Origin of the sequence: Streptomyces sp. P1-3 (genome assembly GCF_050613155.1) — a bacterium.
In the GTDB taxonomy this organism is placed as follows: domain Bacteria; phylum Actinomycetota; class Actinomycetes; order Streptomycetales; family Streptomycetaceae; genus Streptomyces.
On sequence record NZ_CP192512.1, the window covers coordinates 1,973,526 to 1,997,725 of the forward strand.

Annotated in this window: 16 protein-coding genes; 6 read left to right on the forward strand and 10 right to left on the reverse strand. The window is 73.8% G+C overall.

Annotated features, from left to right (window positions below):
- Nucleotides 1–3: 3 nt before the first annotated feature.
- Nucleotides 4–1,572, reverse strand: a complete 1,569-nt coding sequence (eccB, locus tag ACQUSR_RS08105) for a type VII secretion protein EccB (RefSeq protein WP_431041878.1) — start codon at nucleotides 1,570–1,572, stop codon at nucleotides 4–6.
- A 277-nt stretch (nucleotides 1,573–1,849) separates the two neighbouring features.
- Between eccB and eccE the strand changes: the two genes are divergently transcribed.
- The 3 genes from eccE (at nucleotide 1,850) to ACQUSR_RS08120 (ending at nucleotide 8,067) form a co-directional block, all read left to right on the forward strand.
- Nucleotides 1,850–3,106: a type VII secretion protein EccE gene (gene eccE / locus ACQUSR_RS08110; protein WP_431041879.1), complete on the forward strand. Its 1,257-nt coding sequence runs from the start codon at nucleotides 1,850–1,852 to the stop codon at nucleotides 3,104–3,106.
- Complete coding sequence (locus ACQUSR_RS08115; protein ID WP_431041880.1) at nucleotides 3,106–3,885, forward strand: hypothetical protein; 780 nt, start codon at nucleotides 3,106–3,108, stop codon at nucleotides 3,883–3,885. Before eccE ends, ACQUSR_RS08115 begins: the two co-directional genes overlap by 1 nt.
- Before the next feature lie 279 nt (nucleotides 3,886–4,164).
- The gene (locus ACQUSR_RS08120) at nucleotides 4,165–8,067 is read left to right on the forward strand and encodes an SCO5717 family growth-regulating ATPase (RefSeq protein WP_431041881.1); all 3,903 of its coding nucleotides are present in this window, start codon (nucleotides 4,165–4,167) and stop codon (nucleotides 8,065–8,067) included.
- Nucleotides 8,068–8,179: 112 nt separating this feature from the next.
- Here the strand turns inward: ACQUSR_RS08120 and ACQUSR_RS08125 are convergent, their stop codons facing one another.
- From ACQUSR_RS08125 to rimP, 9 genes are all read right to left on the reverse strand, one after another.
- Nucleotides 8,180–9,163, reverse strand: a complete 984-nt coding sequence (locus ACQUSR_RS08125) for a bifunctional riboflavin kinase/FAD synthetase (RefSeq protein WP_431041882.1) — start codon at nucleotides 9,161–9,163, stop codon at nucleotides 8,180–8,182.
- 217 nt (nucleotides 9,164–9,380) lie between these two features.
- Nucleotides 9,381–13,892: a hypothetical protein gene (locus tag ACQUSR_RS08130; RefSeq protein WP_431041883.1), complete on the reverse strand. Its 4,512-nt coding sequence runs from the start codon at nucleotides 13,890–13,892 to the stop codon at nucleotides 9,381–9,383.
- A 312-nt stretch (nucleotides 13,893–14,204) separates the two neighbouring features.
- Nucleotides 14,205–15,137, reverse strand: coding sequence for a tRNA pseudouridine(55) synthase TruB (truB, locus tag ACQUSR_RS08135; RefSeq protein ID WP_431041884.1), 933 nt, complete (start codon nucleotides 15,135–15,137; stop codon nucleotides 14,205–14,207).
- Complete coding sequence (gene rbfA / locus ACQUSR_RS08140; protein WP_431041885.1) at nucleotides 15,134–15,583, reverse strand: 30S ribosome-binding factor RbfA; 450 nt, start codon at nucleotides 15,581–15,583, stop codon at nucleotides 15,134–15,136. Before rbfA ends, truB begins: the two co-directional genes overlap by 4 nt.
- A 97-nt stretch (nucleotides 15,584–15,680) precedes the next feature.
- Nucleotides 15,681–15,977: a DUF503 domain-containing protein gene (locus tag ACQUSR_RS08145; protein ID WP_304464245.1), complete on the reverse strand. Its 297-nt coding sequence runs from the start codon at nucleotides 15,975–15,977 to the stop codon at nucleotides 15,681–15,683.
- A 144-nt stretch (nucleotides 15,978–16,121) separates the two neighbouring features.
- The gene (gene infB, locus ACQUSR_RS08150; protein ID WP_431041886.1) at nucleotides 16,122–19,268 is read right to left on the reverse strand and encodes a translation initiation factor IF-2; all 3,147 of its coding nucleotides are present in this window, start codon (nucleotides 19,266–19,268) and stop codon (nucleotides 16,122–16,124) included.
- 146 nt (nucleotides 19,269–19,414) lie between these two features.
- The gene (locus ACQUSR_RS08155; RefSeq protein ID WP_431041887.1) at nucleotides 19,415–19,693 is read right to left on the reverse strand and encodes a YlxR family protein; all 279 of its coding nucleotides are present in this window, start codon (nucleotides 19,691–19,693) and stop codon (nucleotides 19,415–19,417) included.
- A 117-nt stretch (nucleotides 19,694–19,810) separates the two neighbouring features.
- On the reverse strand, nucleotides 19,811–20,803 hold the full coding sequence (gene nusA, locus ACQUSR_RS08160) for a transcription termination factor NusA (protein WP_431041888.1): 993 nt from the start codon (nucleotides 20,801–20,803) through the stop codon (nucleotides 19,811–19,813).
- A 2-nt stretch (nucleotides 20,804–20,805) separates the two neighbouring features.
- Nucleotides 20,806–21,348 carry a ribosome maturation factor RimP gene (gene rimP / locus ACQUSR_RS08165; RefSeq protein ID WP_431041889.1) on the reverse strand — a complete coding sequence of 181 codons (543 nt, stop codon included), beginning with the start codon at nucleotides 21,346–21,348 and terminating at the stop codon, nucleotides 20,806–20,808.
- Between the two features lie 257 nt (nucleotides 21,349–21,605).
- Between rimP and ACQUSR_RS08170 the strand changes: the two genes are divergently transcribed.
- The 3 genes from ACQUSR_RS08170 (at nucleotide 21,606) to ACQUSR_RS08180 (ending at nucleotide 23,777) form a co-directional block, all read left to right on the forward strand.
- Nucleotides 21,606–22,190 carry a hypothetical protein gene (locus tag ACQUSR_RS08170; protein ID WP_431041890.1) on the forward strand — a complete coding sequence of 195 codons (585 nt, stop codon included), beginning with the start codon at nucleotides 21,606–21,608 and terminating at the stop codon, nucleotides 22,188–22,190.
- Nucleotides 22,187–22,702, forward strand: coding sequence for a ferritin-like domain-containing protein (locus ACQUSR_RS08175; protein ID WP_431041891.1), 516 nt, complete (start codon nucleotides 22,187–22,189; stop codon nucleotides 22,700–22,702). Before ACQUSR_RS08170 ends, ACQUSR_RS08175 begins: the two co-directional genes overlap by 4 nt.
- A 130-nt stretch (nucleotides 22,703–22,832) precedes the next feature.
- The gene (locus ACQUSR_RS08180) at nucleotides 22,833–23,777 is read left to right on the forward strand and encodes an aminoglycoside phosphotransferase family protein (RefSeq protein WP_431041892.1); all 945 of its coding nucleotides are present in this window, start codon (nucleotides 22,833–22,835) and stop codon (nucleotides 23,775–23,777) included.
- Nucleotides 23,778–24,200: the final 423 nt, after the last annotated feature.

Below are 24,200 nucleotides of genomic sequence, written 5' to 3' on the forward strand. Positions count from 1 at the left end.
CGCCTACGCGCCCTGAGGCTGCCGGGCACTGTTGGTGTCCAGCTTCGGACCGATCGGCAGGAACTGCGACCAGTGCACCGGGACGGGGACCGGCTCGACGTCCTTGTAGCCGAGTCGGGTCCGGGCCTCGTCAGCCTGCTTCGCCTCTCGCTTCTCGTCCTTCTTCTTGTCGCCGTTACCGATCTTCGACTTGTCGGCGCTGCTGTCGCCATTGGACTGCACCTGGTAGCGCAGTCCGGTGTCGGTGACCAGGAAGACGGGGCCGGTAACGGTCGACTTCCCCTGGACCTGCCGGTAGAGCAGGCCGGTTCCCGGAGTGACGTACGCGCTGGTGGCACCGTCCACGATCTCCGCGGGATAGTCCCGGCCCGCCCACGTGCCCAGCTGGGGCGTGCCGTTGCCGCTGACCCCTTCGAGAATGCTGCAGATGGTGTCGTTGGTCGCGCCCGCGCCCTCGGGATTGACGGCATTGGCCTGGCGCGGTTCCTCGGTGGGCCACTTCCCGCCGGAGAACTCCTCCTCCGAGACGAAGGTCGAGGCGTGCACCCGCTTCGGCACGCCGTTCTGGCCCAGGGTCTTCAACTGCTTGCTGTTGAGCAGGAGATCGGCGACGAAGTCCGAGACGCGGGCGACCTTGCCCGGCAGCACGACGTAGCGCTGGGAGTCGGTGCCCGTCGACGCCTCCAGGACCATGCCGACGCGGTTGGCCTTTCCGAGGTCGGGAAGGCCCGCGTTGCCGCCCACCGATCCGGGCACGACCGGGAAATCGATGTCGGGGCCGGTGGTGAAGGTGTTCAGCCAGTCCTCCGTCACCTTCTGGGGCTTGGCGCCGTCGTCGAAGACGGTGCGCAGCAGCAGGTTGTAGTAGCCCGCGGACTCGGCGCTCTCCTGGCCTCCCGTGCCACCGCCCGGTTTCTTGATCAGGTACTTCTTGCCGTGCGGATCGACCAGATAGCGCCGCCCGTCCTTCCCCTCGACGTAGAGCGCCTGGCCGCCGTGCAGTCGCTGCTGCCCCTCGACCTTGTTCACCTCGCGATGAGAGAAGAGGAAGACCGCTTTCTGGGTGGTTTTGTTGTTGCCGCCGGGCTGTTCGCAGACCGCCCAGCTCTTCTTCTTGCCCGCCTCGTCGGCCGACGGCATACGGTCCGGGGCGTACGGAATGCCCAGCGTCGGGCCACGCGGGATGTGGCCGTCGTCCAGCACCGACTCCTTCACCTTGACGATGCTGGACTTCTCCGGGGCGAGGAGCAGCTTGGCGGAGGCGAAGTTGAGGACGGGATGGAGCTGCTTCTTGCCGTCCGTTTCGAGCACCACGTACCGCGTGGTGGACGAGCTGCCGACGATGACGTGGGACTCCGGTTCGTCCCAGCCCTTGGGTGCGGTGGGCCTGAACATGCCCCACGCGCCGAACCCGGCGACGATCAGTGCCCCGACGACAAGGCTGGGCATGACCGCGCGCAGGGGGCGGGGCAGTGGCTCCCCCGTGGCCCCCAGCGAGGGTTGCAAGAAGGAGGTGACTGTCCGCCTTTTCGCAAATGTGTAGGCGTTGAGCTCATCTCGCCGAGATGCCATACGTAGCCGCGTCTCCCCCGTGCTCAGCCTCAAGAGTTGGGCACCACTGCCCGAGCCGACGTTGGCCCGATTATCTACTATGCCGGTACGCGAGTGACGCGCGGTGCGGGGTGCGGGGTGCGGCAACGGACGGGGAAGAGCAAGCGGGTCTTCAGGAGGTGTCCCGTACACGCCGGGCGCCGGATGGACATGAGCCGCCTTCCGATACCGTGACAACCCGATCAGCCGACCCGACGCGACGGGCGCCCCGGACGAAAAGGACAAGGTGGTCTCTCTGATGAGCTCTGCCACAGGCGCGCGCACTCCCGGGCGTGCCGTACCGCGGCAGCCCTCACGCACCACGGGTTTCGGGCCCCTGCGACTGCAGCAGCTCGTGCTCCTCGAGGTCGCCATCGCACTCGTCCTCGTCGCCTGGGTCGTCACGCGATGGCTCGTCGTCCCGGCGGGGGTCGTCGCCCTCCTGCTGCTCGTGGCCGCCGTTTGGCAGCGCAGACGGCAGCCGGTCCCCGAGTGGGTGGCGAGTGCGATGGCGCTGCGGCGTCGTCAGAAGCTCGCGAAGGAGCCCGTGCCCGCTGACACCGACCCTTCGTTGGCGCCGGCGGTCGAGTGCGATCCGGCTCTGACCACCCGTATGTACACCACCCGCGACCGTCGCGAGATCGGCATGGTCGGCGACGGCACGTTCCTCACCGCCGTCCTCCAGGTGCAGGGCACGGACAGCCCGCTGCGGCCGCCGGCGGCCGAACGGCCGCTGCCGCTGCGGCTTCTGCAGGACGCACTGGTGGTGGACGACATCCGTCTGGAGTCGGCGCAGGTCGTTCAGCACACCCAACCCGCGCCCGCACCGCATCTGCCCGAGCACTCGGTCGCGGCCCGCAGTTACGCACCGCTTCAGGAGCAGAGCGGCGCCCCCGCGATCCGCCTGACCTGGATAGCGCTCAAGCTGCATCCGGAACTGTGCCCCGAGGCCGTCCAGGCGCGCGGGGGCGGCCTGGAGGGCGCACAGCGCTGCCTGGTGCGCGCGGTCGACCAGTTGTCGAGCCGGCTCGCGGGAGCGGGGTTCACGGCGAAGGTGCTGAGGGAGAGTGAAGTGACGGCGGCCGTCGCGACGTCGGCCTGCGCCAATCCGCTGGCGACCGCGCAGGCAGGGCGTGCGAGCGCACCTGTGCGCCGTACGGTCGAGACCTCGCGCGCTTGGCGCTGCGACGACCGCTGGCACACCACCTACTGGGTGGGCCGCTGGCCGCAACTGGGGCCGGACAGCGCGCCCCTGCCGCGGATCGTCGCTCTCCTCACCTCCGTACCGGCGCTCGCCAGCACATTCAGTCTGACGCTGGTGCACGGGCGCGGTTCGGGGAGCGCACCGAGGGTCAGTGGGCACGTACGGATCACCGGGCGCAGCGACACCGAACTGGTCGAGTCGCGCAAGGCGTTGGAGCGGGCCGCGCGAGACGTGAAGGTCGGGCTGGTCCGCCTCGACCGCGAGCAGCTGCCAGGAGTTCTCGCGACTCTTCCGCTGGGAGGCACCCGCTGATGGCAACGACAAGCGCTTCCAGCAGTGCTGCTCCTCCCGGTGCGGACGGTGCCGCTCCTGCCGCGGCTCCGCCGCGCAGGCGGCGCCCCGGCTTCGGGCTCATCGGGCCCCGGCGCGAACGGCACGCGCTGTCGCTGGACCAACTGGGCGCGATGGAGCTTCCCGTCGGTGACGACGGTGTGGCCATCGGCGTGGACCCGCAGGGGCAGCCGGCCGTACTGGGATTCAGTCGCCCCGAGCCGTTCGACGCGGTGCTGATCGGCGGGCTGTGGACGGCGCAGGCGCTGGCGCTGCGCACCGCCGGCACCGGGGCCCGGATCGCCGTCGAGACGGGACGACCCCAGATGTGGGCGAATCTGGTGCAGGCGGCCGGGGGCGGGCAGCAGTGCATGACCGTCTTCGATGTGGGGCGGGTTCCGCCTCAGGGGCCGTCGGTGGGCAGTCCCGTGCTGGTCGTACGGGACTGCGGGATTCGGCCGCCCCGGGGCCGGGTCTCCTCCCTGCCGTGGCAGTCCGTGCTGACCCTCCTGCCGTATCTGAGCCCGGTCGCGCCGCGGCTCCTGGAGAACGCCGACCTGGTCGGCGTCCAGCGGGTCTCTCCGGACGAGGCCACGCAAATCGGGCGCATCTTGGGGCTGCCCGGGTCGGATGTGGCCGCCCTGTCAACACTGGGTGACGGTGTGACACTGTGGTGCACCCGGTCGTCCCGGCGGTACGTCATGACGCAGCCGACCGACGCGGAATCGGGGTTGCTGGGCGCCCCGCGCCGGGTGGACTGACGCGGCGGCGGGCATGAGGCATACGTGAGCCGGGTCTGAGGCTTGCGCGAGGCATGGGTGACGCATGTGTGAGGCATGCGTGAGGCATCGGACAGCTTCGAGGACTGGACGGGCCTGCCGCCCCGGCGTGCGGGGTGATTAGTCTTGTCATGCGCGGTGGAGAACCTGTTCACGGGTACCCGGCGTCACAAAGAGGGGAAAGCCGAGCGGTCGGACACACGACGGCAGCGGTCGGCCTCGCCAAGGAATTCAAGGTGCTCGACCACACCAGGAGGCATTGTGAGCAGCGATCGGGACGAGATCCGCACGGGCGGAACCACACCCGGCGATGATCGGTCCGACGCGGAGCCCGAGCACACCGGCGAGTTCACCATCGACTACAGCACGCCTTCCTGGTACGCGCAGGACGCCGCGTCGTCCGCCGCGTCGTCGAGTGGCTCCGCCGGCTTCCCGGGGGCCTCGGGGGACGCGGGGTCCGGCGCCGGTGCCGGTGCCGCGGGAGCGGGCGGGGGTTCGGCCGCGTCCGGCGGTTTGACGGTGCCTCCGCCTCCCACCGGCAGCCCGGTGATCCCGACGGGGCTCCCGGACCCGAGCGGTTTCCAGCCCACGTGGTCGCCGCCCTCCGTACCGCCTTCCGTACCGCCTTCCGCCGGCAGCGACTCGTCCGGCGCCGACGTCGTCGCGGGTGCGGCCGGACACGAAGCGGACCTCGACCTGCCCTCGGGCGCGTCCGAGGCCCCTGGATCGGAGGCCTCTGGAGGGGCCGCGACGGAAGAGGCCGGTGGCGGGAGCGCGCCCGGCGGCGACGAGGCCACGGCGGAGGCCCGGTCTGCGGACAGGGCCGGTTCCTCGTCCGGAGGCGACGCCTCCGACGGTGACGCCTCCGACGGTGACGCGTCCGGCGCGGGTGACGCGGACTTCTGGCTCGCTGCCGCGTCCTCCGAGCGCGGTGCGAACAACGGCGACAGCGGCGACGAGGAGGAGGAGCGGCACCCCTCGAACGCGGCCGCCGCGGACAGCGGTGACGATGACGGCGGCACGCCCGGCAGCGAGCGCGACGGCGGGCCTCTCGCGAACGACGATGGCGATGACGACGGCGGCGTACGGGACGCGGCCGGGCAGGACGGCGACGCCGCGGTCAGCGCCTCCGACGACAGCGGCAGCGACAGCGCGGCGGGGGATGACCACGCGTCTGCCGACCGCGGCACCGACGATGACGACACGTCCGAGCCCGAGCCGTTGAGCGCGGACTCCTTCTCCTTCGGCACCGCAGAGGGCGACAGCGGCAACGGCGACGGCGACGTCGTCAGCAGGGCCACCATGCGCTTCTCGTCCTCGGCCCTGCGCCGCGAGATCGAGGAGCGTGCGGCGGCGGCCGCCGCCGAGTCGGAGTCCGAGCCCCCTGCCGCGGACACTCCCGCGCCCGCGCCCGCGCCCACCGACGGCTCGTTGCGCAGCGAGGGCACGATGCAGTTCTCCAGCGCCGCGCTGCGCCGCAAGGTCGCCGACGCCGGGTCGTCGACGACCTCGACGCCGCCTGGCGTCCCCGCCGCCCCCGCCGAACCGGAGGACACTCCGCCGCCGCTGTACGCGTCCGCCGACAAGCCCGCCCAGCCGTGGACGCCGCCGCCGGTGCCCCAGGGTGGACTGCCGCCGCTGCCGCCGGACTTCGAGCCCGCCACGCCGCCCGCCCCGGCCTCCGCGTCGGATGCGTCGAGTGCGTCAGACGCGTCGGCCGCGCCCGGTACACCGCCCGCGTCGGCCGGCCCATGGTCGACCGGCGCGGCTCCGAGCGCCTCCGGAACGGCCGCCGGTACCGTGAGTGGTCCGGGGGCGAACGATCCGTTCCAGCAGCAGGCCGCCGCCTGGCCGCCGCCGGCGCCCGGTACGCAGGTCCACCCCGCCCCGGCACCGACCCCGACCCCGGCACCGGCTCCCGCGCCGGGTCCCGCGGCCGTCGCGGGTCCGGCCACCACGGGTCCGGGCACCGTCCCGCCCGGCGGCGGGTACGGCTTCCCGCAGCCCGAGCCCAGGGACGCGGTTCCGCCGCACGCCCAGGGCGGTTACGGCTACCCGCGCCCCGAACCCGCGGACGCCGTTCCGGCCCCGGCCGCGCACAACCAGTCGGCCGCGCCCGGCGGCGGTGCCGCCCCGGTGGCCCCCAACCCCGCCGTCCCGCAGGGCGGTTACGGCTTCCCGCAACCCGGCGTCGCCGGCCAGGCGGCCGCCCCCGCCCCCGCCCCTTCCCCTGTCGTGCCCGGCACCCAGCAGGGGGCAGCGCCGCAGGCCGGATACGGCTATCCCCAGCCGGACGCGGGCGCGGCCGTTCCCGGTCAGCAGCCCCCGCACGGTCAGCAGGCCATGCCGGGCCAGCAGTTCGCGCACGCTCCGCAGGTCCCGCACGCCCCCCAGGCTCCGCAGGCGCAGCCCGCCGAGGCGCAGCCCGGTGTCCCCGCCGCGCAGGATCCGGGCCAGCCCGCTCCGGCGGTGGCCGGAGCCCCGGCCGGGCAGGGAGCGTCGGCCGGTCAGGACGGCTACGGCTACCCGCGGCCGTCCGACGCGGCGCGGCCCGACGACGCGTACAGCGCAGCCGCGGCCGGTCCCGCCGACCCGCGCACCGGCGGCTGGCCCACCGTCTCGCCCGAGCAGCGGCAGCAGCGCGGGCACGGCGCGGGCGCCCCGCTCGGGTACACCGCGGCCGTGGAGCTGTCCTCCGACCGCCTGCTCCGCAACAAGCCGAAGCCCAAGAAGAACAACGCCCCGGGCGGTTCGCGCTTCAAGATCGGCGGCAAGAAGGAGGAGGCCGAGCGGCAGCGCAAGCTGGAGCTGATCCGTACGCCGGTGCTGTCCTGCTACCGCATCGCCGTGATCAGCCTCAAGGGCGGCGTCGGCAAGACGACCACGACCACCGCGCTCGGTGCGACCCTCGCCACCGAGCGCCAGGACAAGGTCATCGCGATCGACGCGAACCCGGACGCGGGCACGCTCGGCCGCCGGGTGCGGCGCGAGACCGGGGCGACCATCCGCGACCTGGTGACGGCGATCCCGTACCTCAACAGCTACATGGACATCCGGCGGTTCACCTCGCAGGCGCCGTCCGGTCTGGAGATCCTCGCCAACGACGTGGACCCCGCGGTCTCCACGACCTTCAACGACGAGGACTACCGCCGCGTCATCGACGTACTCGGCAAGCAGTACCCGATCATCCTCACCGACTCGGGTACGGGCCTGCTCTACAGCGCCATGCGCGGCGTCCTCGACCTCGCCGACCAGCTCATCATCATCTCCACGCCTTCGGTGGACGGTGCGAGCAGCGCGAGCACCACGCTCGACTGGCTCTCCGCGCACGGCTACGCCGACCTCGTCTCGCGCAGCATCACGGTGATCTCCGGAGTCCGCGAGACCGGCAAGATGATCAAGGTCGAGGATATCGTGTCCCACTTCGAGACCCGCTGCCGCGGCGTCGTCGTCGTGCCGTTCGACGAGCACCTGTCGGCGGGCGCGGAAGTGGACCTGGACATGATGCGGCCGAAGACGCGCGAGGCGTACTTCAACCTCTCCGCCATGGTCGCCGAGGACTTCACCCGCGCCCAGCAGGCGCAGGGGCTGTGGACGGGGGACGGCAGCTCCCAACCGCCGCCGCACCTGGCCCCGCCGATGCCGGGTCAGCAGCAGCCGGGCGCGTACGTGCCGCAGCAGGGGCAGCCGGGTCCGCAGGCGCAGCCCGGTGCGTACGTCCAGCCCGGACAGCCAGGTCAGCCGGCACAGCCCGGACAGCCCGGACAGTATCCGCAGCCGGGGCAGCCTGGTCCGTACGCACCGCATGGAGCCCAGCAGTTCCCGGCGGGGCAACCGGGCCAGCCCGGCCAGCCGATGCAGCCCGGACAGCCCGGTTACCCCGGTCAGCAGCCTCCGCAGCAGGGGTACGTCCCGCAGGCCCAGCCGCAGCCCGGCGCCCCGCACGCCGCCTGGCCGCAGCAGGCCCAGCCGGGCGTGGCCGCCCCGGGGCAGCCGTACGCGCCCCAGCCGGGGCAGGCATGGCCGCAGCAGCCCCAGCCGGGCCAGCAGGTCGCACCGGGCCAGGCCAGCCAGCCCTTCCCGCCCGGCCAGCAGCCGCAGCCCGGTCAGCCGGGGGCGCCGGGCCCCGACGGCGGTCAGCAGCCCGCCCCGCCGCAGCAGTAACCGCGGAACGCGGGAAGCACGTACGGGGAGAGGCCCCGGGCATGGTGCCCGGGGCCTCTCCCCGTACGTTCCGTAGGTCTCTTGAGTTCCTCGGGCCCTCAACCCTCAGCTCTCAGGCCCGCAGCGCGTCGCCGTTCCGCTCGTTCCCGGTCGTGTACTCCTCGACCAGCTCGCGGGCTCGCTGCACGTCGATCGCCATCCGCTCCAGCAGGGCCTCGATCGAGTCGAACTTCTCCTGCCCGCGCAGATAGGCGAGGAAGTCGACCGCGACGTGCAGCCCGTACAGATCGAGCCCCACCCGGTCGATGGCGTACGCCTCGACGGTCCGCTCGGTGCCGTCGAACTGGGGGTTCGTACCGACCGAGATCGCCGCGGGCATCTTCTCGCCGTCCGCGGTCAGCCACCCGGCGTACACGCCGTCGGCCGGGATCGCGGTGTGCGGCAGCGTCTCCACGTTGGCGGTCGGATAGCCCAGCTCCCGCCCGCGCTGCGCGCCGCGCACCACCACGCCCTCGACGCGGTGCGGCCGCCCCAGGACCTCCATCGCCCCCGCGACGTCGCCCGCCGCGACCAGCCTGCGGGTCAGCGTGGAGGAGAACGGCTCGCCGCCGCCCGCCGTACCGCGCTCGTACAGGTCGATGACCTCGACCTCGTAGTCGTAGGTACGGCCCAGTTCTTCGAGGAGGGCGACGTTTCCGGCGGCCCGGTGGCCGAAGCGGAAGTTCGGGCCTTCGACGACAAGCCGCGCGTGCAACTTGTCGACGAGCACCTTCACCACGAAGTCAGCCGGTGTGAGCTGCGAGAACTCGGTGGTGAACGGCAGGATGAGGACCGCGTCCACGCCCAGTTCCGCCATCAGTTCCGCGCGGCGGTGGTGCGGGGCGAGCAGCGGCGGGTGGCTGCCGGGCCGTACGACTTCGCTCGGGTGCGGATCGAAGGTGACCACCACCGCCGGTACGCCGAGCTCACGCGCCCGCGCCACCGCACGGCCGATGATCAGCTGGTGCCCGCGGTGCACCCCGTCGTAGGAGCCGATGGTGACGACGCTGCGTCCCCAGTCCTCGGGGATGTCCTCCAAGCCACGCCAGCGCTGCACTGTGCCCGCTCCTCGCCCGAACCGAACCTTTGTCTGTCGACTTCGCAGGTCTAAGACTGCCATGCCCTCGCTCCGGGACCCGCATCGGCCAGCCATGCCCCGCCCCTGCCGACGGCATCGCGCGGGCGTCCCTCGGGCTTCTCCCGGGCTTCTCTCGGGTCTCCCGCGCCTCTGCTCCGGCCGTGCCCGGCCTCTCCGGCCACTCCTGTGGCACGTATCACTCCCCGAGCGCCTCGCACACCCGGCGCGCGCTCGGCCCCACGACCGCCAGCCAGTGCTCGGGAGCCGACTCCAGCCAGCCGCGCACCAGGCGCGCGAAGCCCGGCACCTCGCGCGCGAGCCGCGCCACCAGCCGGTCGAAGCGCGCCGCGCCTTCCGGCGTACGGATCAGCAGCATGCCCGTACGGTGCACGAGATCCCGTGAGCGGGCCTCCCCGCGCCACGCCGTGCCCTCGGCGACCGCGCACAGCAACGCGTCCAGCACCGCGGCGTTGCCGCAGCCGACGGCGGACGGCCAAAACCCGGGTTCCCCGAGCCCCGGCGGCCCGGACGCGGGCGGTTCGCCGATCCCGCGCGGTCCGAAGCGTTCGCGTTCCAGCAGCACCTGGAGCAGCTCTTCCAGCAGTTCCTCCCGCAGCGGGCGCGAGGCTCGGCTCCCCCGCGCCGCCAGCACGGGCACCAGCGCGTGCCGCACCTGTGCCGCGTCGCCCCGCAACAGGTCCACGACGAGCGGAAAGAGGACCGCCCGGGCGCAGGGGCCCTGTTCCAGCCGGCGGTCGACGAACGCGGCCACGTATCGTGCGCTCTCCGGACGGTGCCGGGCCAGTTCCCGCACCAGTACGGCGGCGCGGCCGGCGAGCGCCGGGGCGGTGAAGCCGGCGAGCGTACGGAGTACGTCGCGCACCACCCGGCCCGGCTCGCGTGCCTCGCCCGGCTCGCGTGCCTCGACTGGCTCGTTGAGCCGTTCCCGGAATGCCGCGAACACCAGTTCCGGGTGGGTCTCCAGGGCCACCGCGAGCGCGTGCGGCGGCAGATGCGGATCGCCGTGGGAGAAGCGTGCGACCGCCTGCGGCAGATATCGGGATCGCGTCGCGGGATCGCGCACCAGGAGCGCGAGCGCCGCACCGCGCGGGGTGCGGTCGCCCGGCCGGCCCAGGAGCGCGAGCGCGGCCTGGCGCAGCAGCAGCCGGTCGGCCTCCGTGCGCGCCCAGGTCGCGACGAGCGGTCCATACGCCGCTGCCGCCGCATGGCGCTCCGTCCGCTCGTCGCGCGCCCACCGGTCGACGGCCCGGCAGACCGCGGACGGCTCGTCCTCGGCCAGGGCGACGAGCAGTTCGTGCGCGCGGGGGTGGGCGGTGTCGGCGAGCACTTCCACCAGATCGTCGACGGCCCGGCGGCGATGGGTGTGCAGCAGGGCCTGCGCGGCCGCGGCGACGGTGGGCCGCGGATCTCCCGGGCTCAGGGGTACGGACACGGCCAGGGGCCGTTCGTCGGTGAACCAGTGGCACAGCAGCGGCTGTACGGCGCGGGGCTCGGCGGCGAGCAGCGACGCGGCGGCGGTCAGGAAGCGGTCGGGCGTCGCCCGGGCGGCAGCGGGGGCGGCGGCCGGCCCGTCGGCGGGGATGAGGCGGCGCAACAGGTCGAGGCGTTCGGCGGCGCCCAGCGGCAGCCGCGACCAGAACCAGGGCCCGAACTCCCCGAAGGCGCCGATTCCCCGGTCGGCACGGGGCGCACGGGCGCCAACGGCACTGAGGTCGGCACTGGCGGGACCGGCTGCACGGGCGGTACGGGCTTCGTGTGCGGCACCGGCCGCACGGTCGGCGCCCGCCGCACTCGCCGCACAGGCGGTGGCCGCCGCCGGGAGTGCCGCCGCGCCGGCGGCCGTACGCGGGCGCGCCACCCAGGCAGTGGCCCGCACCGAGGCCGGGCGCTCGGCCGATCCGGGGCCGCGGAACGGATCGGCGGGAGTCCCGGTTCCGGCGGCGCGGAGGCCGTCGTACCCCGGGTCCCGTCCGGACCCGGCCCTCAACACCGTACGCAGCACGATCCGCTCGGCGAGCGCCTTCAGCACGTCCAGGTACGGACCGGCGTCCGGCACCCGCAGCAGCACCTCGCTCAGCAGGCGTGCCGCCCACCACTCCCCGTCGGCGGCATCCGGGGGTGGGACATCGGCATCGGAGGCGGAGGAGGCGGCGGCGAAGGACGCGGACGCGTCGGCGAAGGAGTCCAGGGCATCCAGCAAATGCCGGAGCCGATCGGCCAGTTCGGCGTGTTCGCGGCGCCGGTCGAGCAGGAGCAGGGCGTGAAGTAAGGGACCGATGCGGTGGCGGGGCGTCGGCAGCGGGCGCGCGCCAAGGTCCGGTAAGGGGGGCCGCGCCCGCACCACCCCGCCGGCACCGCAGGGGTTCTCGCGCGCCGCGCCCGGGTCGTACGCCGGGGTACGCCAGCGGTGGACCAGCACCCGCAGCGCCGCGTCCACGTCGACGTGCCCGCCTTGGAGCCAGTCCCCGAACTCCTCGTACACGAAGCGGTATCCGTCGCCCGCGGGCAGCATCAGCCCTTCGTCCAGCACGGCGGACGCCCAACCCGTACACCGCGGAAAGAGCTCCTCGAAGGATTCACGGTCCAGTTCCCCCAGGCCGGAACCCAGGCAGCGGCGCGCGGCCTCGTGCACGCGTCCCGACACCTTCGCCGCCAGGCGGCACACGGTCGCGGCGCGCCGCTGAGACCTGGCGGGAGCCAAGCGCTCCGCCACGCGCAGGCATACGAGGTCGAGATAGGCGGCGAAGACCTCCCGGCGGCCGGGCGGTGCGGCACGATCCGTCCCGGGGACCGGACGCCCGGCCAGCGGTCCCGCGCCCGCTCCGCCGTCGTGCTCCGGGAACGCGGCGTACACCTCGGCGGCGAGCCGAAGGGTGAGCGGATGGCGGTCGTCCGGAGCGGCGACGGCGTCGGTGGGGAGGCCGTACCGTGCCCGGGCCACTTCCGCCTGCCGGGGCGCGAGGTCGCCTAGGCGCAGGCAGTCGGGCAGCGGGCGGGCCGGTGCGCCGGGCGGGCCGGCGGCGGCCGCCCGGCGGGAGCGGTAGAGCGTCCCTTCCGGGAAGAGTGAGCCCATGCGCTCCCAGTGTTCTGGGCGGCAGGCGAGGACGAGCCGGGCGCCGACCGCGCGCAGCCACGAGGCGGTGTCCGCCGCCCACCCGGCCAGCCGGTCGGCCAGCGGCAGCGGCATCTCCTCGGGGCTGTCGAGGAGGACGAGCAGGGGGCGGCCCGCGGCGCGCGCCACCTCCGCGATCGACTGGGGCCTCGTCTGCGACGCGTCGCAGACGACGGCCGCCGCCGCGCTGGCCGGGGCGGACGAGGCGGACGAGGCGGACGAGGCGGACGAGGCGACGGTACGGGCGGCCGAGCGCAGGGCGCGCTCCACCGCGTCACGGACGCTGCCGTCGTCTGCCCGCAGGTCGGCGCCGCGCAGCCACACCGTGGGCGCCGGGGCGGATCCGCGTGCGCGGCGGGCGGCGAGGGCCGCCAGCTCCGTCGTACGGCCGGAGCCCGGATCACCGACGAGGCCGAGCACGACGGCCTCCGCGCACGCGCCCGGAGGGCACGCTTCAAGGGAGGGCTCCCCCGACCACACCGCGGCCCCGCCCGGGCGCCCGTCATCTCCGGAGCGGAACACCGATCCGGCGCCACCCGGGGGCCGGTCCCCGGACCAGGTCCGGAACCCTGCCCTCGGCCCGGGCCCGGTCTCCGGAGACCGGGGCCCGCCTGCGAGCGCCCCTACGGCCGCCGGAGCCCCGCCCCCGCCGACGGGCCCGCCCGCGCCGTCTCCCGGGCGCGCGTTCGCGGACCGGGACACGGCTTCGGCCCCAGCCCCCCGCCCGGGCTCAGCTACCGCTACCGGTGCCCCTGCCCCGGCGTGTGCCCCTGTCGTGAAGCGGTCGAATTCATCACTGATCTCCGGCCGCTCGACGGGGCCGCCTTCCTCCGCCTCAGCGTGCCCCGGTCCCCGCTCCGCCTCCCCGGGTACGGACCTCGCCGTGATCCGCAGCACGCCCGCCAGGTTCAGGTCGGGTCCGTACGCGGGCACGGTCGCGGCATTGCGGTCGAGGAGCGCCGCGAGGGGGCCGCCCGGGTCGGCCGCGGCCGTGGTCCGCAGTGGGATCGCGAAGCCGCCCGCCTTGCCGCTCGGCGGAACAGCGAAGTGGAACTGCGCCGCGTGCACGGCGGTGGCCAGGACCGCGACGACCGCGCCCGTCCGCGCGTCGAGGACCGGGGCACCCGCCGCGTCCCCGCCCAGCCCGAGCCGCTCCCCGTCCGCGAGGGCCAGCTCCCACGCCATGCCGATCCGGTGGAAACGGTCGGTGGCCGCATACGTCACCGCGCCGCCGCCGGCCACGCTCGCGTCCCGCCAGTCTCCGGCCCGCAGTCGCACGGCCGTCCCCGGGGGGAGCGTGTCGGCCGCGGCGACGGCGAGCGGCGGAACACCCAGCCCCTCGGTCCGTACGAAGGCGAGGTCCGCCTCCGGCAGCGCGGTGACCGCGTCGGCCTCGACCAGGCGGGTCACCCCGGTGGCGGCCACGAGCACGAGACGGGCCAGCCCGTCCACGGCCTCATGGCTCGTGACCAGGGTGCCCCGGTCGTCGGCGAGGAACCCCGTGCCGCGGGGCCTCCCGGCCAGATCGCGGACGTACACCAGCGCCCCGTCCGTACCGGCCGGTCGCGTCCCCATCCCCCGCACCCGCCTCTCGCGCCGCTCGCACTCGCACTCGCACCCTTGTGCGTGTTGCCCGTGCTTCGACGGTAGGCAGGAGTCGATCACTGGGACAGAGCGCCCGGGGAACACGCCCCCTCGCACTCCCGGGGTTCGCTCCGAGCGCCTAGCCGATGGGGTGAATCACCCGCCATGCGGGGATAAAGACACCGCCGCGGGACAGCAACGTGGGGCGGGCGGCGCTCCCGCTCCCACGCCGCCCGCCCCACGTTCACGAACCCGTACTGCCAGGCTCTCGCCCACGTCTTCCAGGCCCTCGCCCACGTACGGCTACGCGAACACCGCCAGGCACTTCGCCTTGCCGCCGTGCTCCTCGATCAGCGCGAGGAAGCGGCCGTCCGGTGCGAAGACCGCGACCGGCCCGGCGCCGCCTTCCGTCCCCGCGCCTCCGCCCTCGGCCACCGCCGCCGGGACGCGGATCCGTACGCCGTTGCTCAGCAGTCGGGCCTGCTCCTCGTCCACGTCCCAGCGCGGGAACGCGGCCGCCGCCGCCTCGGCGATCGGCATCACCCGCAGCGACTCCTGCAACTGCGGCAGCGTCCGGGCCGCGTCCAGGCCGTACGGGCCCACCCGCGTCCGCCGCAGCGCGGTCAGATGGCCGCCGACCCCGAGCGCGCTCCCGAGATCACGCGCCAGGGCCCGGATGTATGTCCCCGAGGAGCACGCGACCGTCACATCGAGGTCGAGGACGGTGGTGCCGTCCGCCGCCTCCGCCACACGGTGGTCGTGCAGCACGAACGCCGAGACGGTCACCGGGCGGGCGGGCAGTTCGAAGTCCTCGCCCTCCCGCGCCCGCTTGTAGGACCGCTTCCCGTCGATCTTGATGGCGCTGACCTTCGAGGGCACCTGCTGGATGTCGCCGGTCAGGGCGGCGATGCTGTCCCGGACGGCGCCCAGCTCCACCGCGCCCGCGTCCACGGACCCGGTGACCTCTCCCTCGGCGTCGTCCGTCACGGTCGTCTGACCGAGCCGGATCGTCGCCTCGTACTCCTTCTCGGTGAGCGCCAGGTGCCCGAGCAGCCGGGTCGCCTTCTCGATGCCGAGGACGAGCACGCCGGTCGCCATCGGGTCCAGGGTGCCCGCGTGCCCGACCCGGCGGGTGCGGGCGATGCCGCGCATCTTGGCGACGACGTCATGGGAAGTGAAGCCGGACGGCTTGTCGACGATGACAAGGCCGTCCGGTCCGGTTGGCTTGCGCTTCATTCCGCGGCTGCGCCGTCCTCTTCGTCGCCCGGCTTGCGGTACGGGTCGGCCTCGCCGGCGAACGTGGCGCCCGAGGACGCCTCGCGCACCTTGGCGTCCGAGGCCCGCGCCTTGTCGAGCAGGTCCTCGATCGTCCGGGCGGTCTCCGGCAGGGCGTCGGCCACGAAGGTGAGCGTCGGGGTGAACTTCACCCCGGCGGCCCGGCCGACCTCGGAGCGCAGGATGCCCTTGGCGCTCTCCAGTCCGGCGGCCGCGCTGGCCCGCTCCTCGTCGTCGCCGTAGACCGTGTAGAAGACGGTCGCCTCCCGCAGGTCGCCGGTGACCCGGGTGTCCGTGATGGTCACGTGCGAACCGAGCCGCGGGTCCTTGATGCCGCGCTGCAACTTCTGGGCGACCACCTCCCGGATGAGGTCTGCCAGCCTCTTCGCCCGCGCATTGTCGGCCACTGGTCCGTCTCCTTCTTGTCTTCCACTGTCTTTTCCTGGCTGGGGGTCTGGGGGTTACCCCCCCAGGTCAGCACAGTCGGCGCCCTGACGCCCGTGGTCAGTCGTCATGGTCGCCATGGAACCGCCGCCGAACCGACAGCAGCTCCACTTCCGGCCGTGCGGCGACGAAGCGCTCGCAGCGGTCCAGTACGTCTCTGATGTGCTCCGTGTCCCCGGACACCACCGCCAGACCGATCCTGGTCCGGCGGTACAGGTCCTGGTCGCCGACCTCCGCCACGCTCACCGCGTACTTGCGCTGGAGCTCGGCGACGATCGGGCGGACGACGGAGCGTTTCTCCTTCAGCGACCGTACGTCGCCGAGGAGGATGTCGAAGGACAGCGTCCCTACATACATATGGAGCGGGTGTAGCCACCCGTGGGGCCTCGTCTGCGTCCGCTGCCACCGCTTGGCAGGGACATCAGCACCGTACACGCAACGGCCGGGGCCGATCGACGGGATTTGCGTCCCACCGACCGGCCCCGACTGACGCGATACGGATCAGCCGCGGGGCTTCTCGCGCATCTCGTAGGTCGCGATGACGTCGTCGACCTTGATGTCGTTGAAGTTTCCGAGGTTGATACCGCCCTCGAAGCCTTCGCGGATCTCGGTGACGTCGTCCTTGAAGCGGCGCAGGCCCTCGATGTTGAGGTTCTCCGCGATGACCTTGCCGTCGCGGATGAGGCGCGCCTTGGTGTTCCGCTTGACCTCGCCGGAGCGGATGAGAACACCCGCGATGTTGCCCAGCTTGGACGAGCGGAAGACCTCGCGGATCTCCGCCGTACCGAGCTCGACCTCTTCGTACTCCGGCTTGAGCATGCCCTTCAGGGCCGCCTCGATCTCCTCGATCACCTGGTAGATGACCGAGTAGTAGCGGACGTCCACGCCCTCGCGCTCGGCCATCTGCGTGGCACGCCCCTCGGCGCGCACGTTGAAGCCGATGACGATGGCGTCGGAGCCGGTCGCCAGGTCGATGTCGGTCTCGGTGACCGCACCCACACCGCGGTGCAGGACGCGCAGGTCGACCTCGTCGCCGACGTCGAGCTGGAGCAGCGAGGACTCCAGGGCCTCGACCGAACCGGACGCGTCGCCCTTGATGATGAGGTTGAGCTGCTGCACCTCGCCGGCCTTGAGCACCTTGTCCAGGTCCTCCAGCGACACCCGGCGGGTGCGCTTGGCGAACGCGGCGTTGCGCTCGCGCGCGGCGCGCTTCTCGGCGATCTGGCGGGCGGTGCGGTCCTCGTCGACGACGAGGAAGTTGTCGCCCGCGCCCGGCACGTTGGTCAGACCGAGCACCAGGACCGGCGTCGACGGACCCGCCTCTTCGAGGTGGTTGCCGTTGTCGTCGAGCATCGCCCGGACACGGCCGTACGCGTCGCCGGCGACCATGGTGTCACCGACCCGCAGGGTGCCGCGCTGGACGAGCACGGTGGCCACGGCGCCGCGGCCGCGGTCGAGGTGGGCCTCGATCGCGATGCCCTGCGCGTCCTGCTCGGCGTTGGCCCGCAGGTCGAGCGAGGCGTCGGCGGTGAGGACGACGGCCTCCAGCAGCTCGTCGATGTGCAGCCCCTGCTTGGCGGAGATGTCGACGAACATGGTGTCGCCGCCGTACTCCTCGGCCACCAGACCGAACTCGGTGAGCTGGCCGCGCACCTTCGTCGGGTCAGCGCCCTCGACGTCGATCTTGTTGACCGCGACCACGATCGGCACGTCGGCCGCCTTGGCGTGGTTCAGCGCCTCGATCGTCTGGGGCATCACACCGTCGTTGGCCGCCACCACGAGGATCGCGATGTCGGTCGACTTGGCACCGCGGGCACGCATGGCGGTGAACGCCTCGTGACCCGGGGTGTCGATGAAGGTGATCTTGCGCTCTTCGTCGTTGACCTCGGTCGAGACCTGGTAGGCACCGATGTGCTGGGTGATGCCGCCGGCCTCGCCCGCGATGACGTTCGTCTTGCGGATCGCGTCCAGCAGTCGCGTCTTACCGTGGTCGACGTGACCCATGACGGTCACCACCGGCGGACGCGCGACGAGCATCTCCTCGCCGCCCTCGTTCTCGCCGAACTCGATGTCGAAGGACTCGAGAAGCTCGCGGTCCTCCTCCTCCGGGCTGACGATCTCGATGTTGTAGTTCATCTCGTCGGCGAGCAGCTGCAGCGTCTCGTCGGAGACGGACTGGGTCGCGGTGACCATCTCGCCCAGGTTGAACATCACCTGGACCAGCGACGCCGGGTTGGCGTTGATCTTCTCCGCGAAGTCGGTGAGAGACGCACCACGCGACAGCCGGACGGTCTCGCCCTTGCCGCGCGGCAGCATCACGCCGCCGATGGACGGGGCCTGCATGGCCTCGTACTCCTGGCGCCGCTGCCGCTTCGACTTGCGGCCACGACGCGCCGGACCGCCGGGACGGCCGAACGCACCCTGCGTGCCACCGCGGCCACCGGGACCACCCGGACGACCGCCGAAGCCGGGACGACCGCCGAAGCCGCCGCCGCCACCGCCGCCACCGGGGCCACCGCCACCGGGACGACCGGCGAAGCCGCCGCCGCCACCGGGACGACCGCCGCCGCCGGGACCTGCCGGACGGCCGGCGAAGCCGCCGCCGCCCGGACGACCGCCGCCACCGGGACGACCGGCACCGCCGGGACCGCGGCCACCGCCACCGGGGCCGGGGCGCGGGCCGGCAGCGGGACGCTGCGGCATCATGCCCGGGTTCGGACGCGCGCCGCCGGGACCGCCACCGGGACGGGGACCGCCGGCACCGCCCTGCGGCCGCGGCATACCGCCCGGGGTGGGACGGGCGCCGCCCGGACCCTGCGGACGCGGACCGCCCTGGCGCTCGCCACCGGGGCGAGGACCGCCGGGGCCGGCCTGGCCGCCGGGGCGCGGAGCACCGCCGGGACGGGGCGCCTGCGGGCGCGCCATGCCGGTGGAGCCGCCGGAGGTGAAGGGGTTGTTACCGGGGCGCGGACCGGCCGGGCGAGCGCCGGGGCGCGGAGCACCCTGGCCGCCGGGACGCGGAGCGCGCTCACCACGACCGCCGGGACGGTCCTGGTCACGGCCGCCGGGGGCACCACCGGGACGGGCGCCGGGGCGCGGGCCGGGGGCACCGGGCTTGGCGGGGCCGGCACCGGGCCGGGCCGCGGCGGGCTTGGGAGCCGAGGGCGCCGCCGGCGGGGCGGTGAACTCGGGCTGGGCCGGCGCCGGGGCGGCCGGAGCCGGCTTCGGGCCGGGCATCGGCGCCTTGGGGCCGGGCGTCGGACGCGGGCCCGGGGCGGGCGCCGCGGCGGGAGTGCCACCCTGAGGGGCCTCGGCGGCGGCCGGCTTGGGGCCGGGCGTCGGAGGCTTGGGGGCGGCGGGACGGTCCCCCACTGCCTTGGCGGCAGGGGAGGTGCCCCCAGCCTGCGCCGGGGACGGCGCGGCGGAAGGCTTTGCGGGCGACGCCTTGCGCGGCGCCGCGGGCTTGCCAGCGGCGCGGCCGGAACCACTGCCCTGCTGGAAAGCGTCAGTCAACTTGCGAACAACCGGCGCCTCGATCGTCGAGGACGCCGAACGTACAAATTCACCGAGTTCTTGGAGCTTGGCCATGACGACCTTGCTCTCCACTCCGAACTCCTTGGCGAGTTCGTATACCCGGACCTTAGCCACTTCGCTCCTTTTAGGTCCGGGTTCCGCCGGACCGTCGCTACTTCATGGGCGTACTCATCGCGTACTCATCGAGTGCTCATCGCAATCTCGACCTACTTCCGACTCGCGAGGTACCTGACCGCACGGTGTCCCGTGCCGTTCTCTTCTTACGGTGCTGCCTGCTCGACGTACCGGCGCAAGGCCGCGGCATCGGGCGCTCCCCTGCCTCGAAAGGCCCGGGAGAACGCCCGGCGACGTACCGCCAGGTCGATACAGGCGGGGTCGCGGTGCACATACGCACCCCGACCGGGCAGCGTACCGCGATCGTCGGGGACCACGTCGTCCCCGACCACCGCCATACGCAGCAGATCCTGTTTGGCCGCCCGCTCCCGGCAGCCGATGCAGGTGCGCTCCGGGCATGCTGGGACGTTCGTCCGGCCAGACACTGGTAAGTCTACCTCCCCGCGCCAAGCTCACCCCTACGGGTTATTCGACGCACGGTTGTTCTTCGGTTACCGTCCGCCGGTCACCGGGCAGCGCGCCCGGTGACCGGCGCCGGGCACTTATGCGGGCTGCTCGGTGTCGGGGCGGATGTCGATCCGCCACCCGGTGAGCCGGGCGGCGAGCCGGGCGTTCTGCCCTTCCTTGCCGATGGCGAGCGACAGCTGGTAGTCGGGCACGGTGACCCGCGCGGAGCGGGCCGCCAGGTCCACGATCTCGACCTTGCTCACCCGAGCGGGGGACAGCGCGTGCCCCACCAGATCGGCCGGGTCGTCCGACCAGTCCACGATGTCGATCTTCTCGCCGTGCAGCTCGGCCATGACGGCACGCACCCGGCCGCCCATCGGGCCGATGCAGGCACCCTTGGCGTTCAGGCCCGAACGCGTGGACCGCACGGCGATCTTGGTGCGGTGGCCGGCCTCACGGGCGATCGCGGCGATCTCCACCGACCCGTCCACGATCTCCGGGACCTCCATCGCGAAGAGCTTCTTCACGAGATTGGGGTGGGTGCGCGAGAGGGTCACCGACGGGCCGCGCACGCCCTTGACCACCCGAACGACGTAACACCGCAGACGCGTGCCATGGCTGTAGTCCTCGCCCGGCACCTGCTCCTGCACCGGCAGGATCGCTTCCAGCTTGCCGATGTCGACGAGGACGTTCTTGGGGTCCTTGCCCTGCTGGACGATGCCCGAGACGACATCGCCCTCACGTCCCGCGTACTCGCCGAAGGTGATCTCCTCCTCGGCGTCGCGCAGCCGCTGCAGAATGACCTGCTTCGCGGTCATCGCCGCGATCCGGCCGAAACCGGACGGGGTGTCGTCGAACTCGCGCGGCTCCTCGCCCTCCGGCAGGTCCGTGAGGTCCTCCGGGTTCTCCTTCGCCCACACCGTGACATGGCCGGTGTTCCGGTCCAGCTCCACGCGGGCCCGCCGGCGGCTTCCCTCGGTGCGGTGGTAGGCGATGAGGAGGGCCGACTCGATCGCCTCGACCAGCAGGTCGAACGAGATCTCCTTCTCCCGAACCAGACCCCGCAGGGCACTCATGTCGATGTCCACGGCTACGCCTCCTCCTTGCTCTCGTCGTTCTTGCTCTCGTCGCCGTGCTCGGCGGCGTCGCTCTTCTCGGCCTTGCGGCTGAACTCGATCTCCACCCGGGCCTTGGAGATCTCGGTGAAGGCCAGTCGGCGGGCGGTGGGCTTACGGCCCTTCAGGCCCGGGACCTCCAGGTCCACGGCCTCGTCGTCCACGGCGACCACCCGTGCCACCAGCTCGCCGCCCTCGGCGAGCTGGGCCTTGATGAGCCGGCCGACGGCGCGGCGGTAGTGCCGCTGCTCGGTCAGGGGACGGTCCGCGCCGGGCGAGGTGACCTCCAGCACGTACGGGGTGGCTCCCATGGCGTCCGAGGCGTCGAGTGCCTCGGAGACCGCCCGGCTCAGCTCCGCACACGCGTCCAGCTGCACGCCGTCGTCGGAGTCCACCACGATCCGCAGCACGCGCCGCTTCCCAGCGGGGGTCAGCTCGACCTCTTCCAGATCCAGGTCTCGGGCGCTGACCAGCGGTTCCAGCAGTCCGCGCAGCCTTTCGCTCTGGGTGGTGCTCATCCGGGTGACTCCTCGGCCGCGTGTGCTGTTGTGGGAAGGTCGCGTGTCGGTCAAAGCCTATCCGCTCCGGTGGGCGGCTGACGATTCGGCTGCCCGCGTCGGCTCGTGGGCGGTTGCGGCGGGGCCGCCACGGCGGGCGCGGCCGTCATGGGTACGCTCGCCTGCGGTGATCGTTCCGCCCCGGACGCTCCCGTTCGACGCCCGGCGACCCCGGCGCCGTACCAGGACCGCCCGCCAGGACGTCAGGAAAGAGGACCGTGCCGCCCACCACCCATCAGCGGGACACCGACCGCCCGCACAGACGAGACCTGCTGCTGGCCGGTGGGGCGGCCGGTGCCGCCGTCCTGCTGGCCGGATGCTCGGGCGCCGCCGACGCGGGGTCCGACCGGGCCGGCCGGACCGCGGCCGCCGACCGGCTGCGGGCGCGCGCCGAGCGGGACAGCCTGGTGCTGCTGGCACGGTACGACGCGACCTCGGCGGCCCATCCGGTGCTGGCCGACCGGCTGCGGCCGCTGCGCGCGGAGACCGCGCGGCACGCGCAGGCGTTCGCGGGCTCCGGCGGCGCGCGGTCCGGCTCCCCCGCCGCCGCCTCGCCTCCGGGCCGCGCCGCCTCGCCAAGCGCCGGCGTCTCCCCGGGCGGTGACACATCCGCACCCCGGCCGCCGGGCGTGCCCGGGACGCCGGAGCAGGCCCTCGCCGTCCTCGCGCAGGCCGAGCGGCTCACCGCCGACGCGCGCACCGCCGCCCTGGCCTCCGCCCCCGGTGAACTCGCCCGGCTGCTGGCGTCGGTCGCGGCCTGCGGGGCGGCCCACGCGTATCTGCTCACGGAAGGCGTCTCATGAGCGCGGTCAGGGGGCAGGGGAACCGACGGCGGCGGGACGCGGCGGAGGCGGACGTGCTGAAGGCCGCTCAGGCCGCGCTGGCGGCCGAACACGCGGCGGTCTACGGCTACGGTGTCGTCGGCGGCCGGATCGGCGACGACCGGCTGCGGCAGGCGCGTGACTGCTACGCCGCACACCGCGCCCGCCGCGACGCGCTCCAGCGGACCGTGCGGGACCTGGGCGGCACCCCGGTCGCCGCGGCCGCCGCGTACGCCCTGCCGTTCCCGGTGCCGGACGCGGCCGCCGCCGTACGGCTGGCCGCCGAGCTGGAGCACCGGGTGGCCGCCGTCTACGCCGACCTCGTCCGGTCCGCCGACGGGACCCTGCGGCGCGAGGCGGCCGCCGCCCTGCGCGAGGCGGCGGTCCGGGCGGTGCGGTGGCGCGGCAGCGGCGTAGCCTTCCCTGGGCTCGCCGAACGCACCGCGCCGACCGGCCCGTCCGCGTCCCCCAGTGGCGCCGCGGGCGCGCTGTGACGCGCGACGACATGACGCGTGACGACGTGCCGTGACGCGTTGCGCGCGCCATGAGCCGCCGGGCGGGACGAAGCCCGGCGGGAACCAAGACAGAACGTGAAATGACGAGTGGTGAGGGGACAGCTCAGGAATGGCAGCAGGACCGCAGCCCGGCGGCCGGGACACCGTCCGTATCGATCCGCCGCAGCGGCTGCTGAACGCGCTGAGCAAGGACCCCGACAGCCCGGCGATGGCCTGGCTCGCGAACCTGCCCGCGACCGCCCGGCAGCAGCTGGCCGACTGGGAGCTGACGCCGGAACGGGTCCAGACCCCGGGGGGCCTCGGCAGCCTCGTCGTCCTCGTACGGCAGGCGGACGGCACCCCGGCGGCGCTGAAGTTCCCGGTGCCCGGCCCCGCGGCCGGACACGAGCGGGAGGCCCTTGGTGTCTGGGACGGCTGGGGTGCGGTGCGTCTGCTGCGCGCCGATCCGGGGACCGGCGCACTGCTGCTGGAGCGGCTGCACAGCGCGGTGTCGCTGCGGTCGCTCCCGGAGGCCAAGGCGCTGCTGGAGGCGGCGGGCACGGTCCGCAAGCTGTGGGTGGCACCGCCCTCCGGACACGCGTTCCCCACGGTCGCGGAGCTGACGGACGGCAGTACCGAGACGCTGCGGGTGTTGGGCGCGGGCGGCTGGGCGGTGGACGCGCGCCCGCTGCTGGAGGAGGCCCTGACGCTGCGTACGGAGCTGGTGGCGAGCCCGCCCGAACAGGTGCTGCTGCACGGCGACTTCCGGCAGGCCAAGGTGCTGGCCGGGGAGCGCGCGCCGTGGCTCGCGGTCGGCCCGGCGCCGGTGGTCGGCGAGCACGCGTACGACCTGGCGGGGCTGGTGCTCGACCGGTTCGAGGACGTGGCGGCAGGTCCCGGGCCGAGCGGCGCCGTCCGCCGCCGGGTCGCCAAGCTGGCGGACTCCCTGGACGTGGACCGTGACCGGCTGCGCGGCTGGACGCTGTTCCGGGCGGTGGACTCGGGGCTGCGGCATGCCGCGGTCGGAAACCGCAGGCGCGGCGAACTGCTACTGGAGTTCGCGGGCTGGCTGTGACGCCTCCCGGCGAGGGGCCGTGGGGTGTGTGCGGGGTGCCGTGGTTGCCCCTGCACGGTGTGCGCGGTGCCGTGGTTGCCCCCGGCGCCGTGTGCATGGTGCCGTGGTTGCCCCGGCGCGGGCGCCTCGTGGCGGGGTCGGGGTCGCTCTGGGGTACCTCCTCGGTCGGCGAACCTACTGCCCATCCGCAAGGTCACCGGCAAGATGTTCGCCGCGCTGCGGGGGCACCCCGACGCGCCCCCTCCCGCCCGTCGGGCGGCTGACCGCCGGTGGGGGCTGGCCCCCGTACCAACCGGCTTCGGGACCGCTTCTCCACGCGTGCTCCGGCCGGACGCCGGACCGATGTCCGGGGACGCCACCGACGGTCGCAGCGGCGGCGACCGGTGACGCGAGCGGCGGACTGGCACCGCGCCTCGCCAGTCC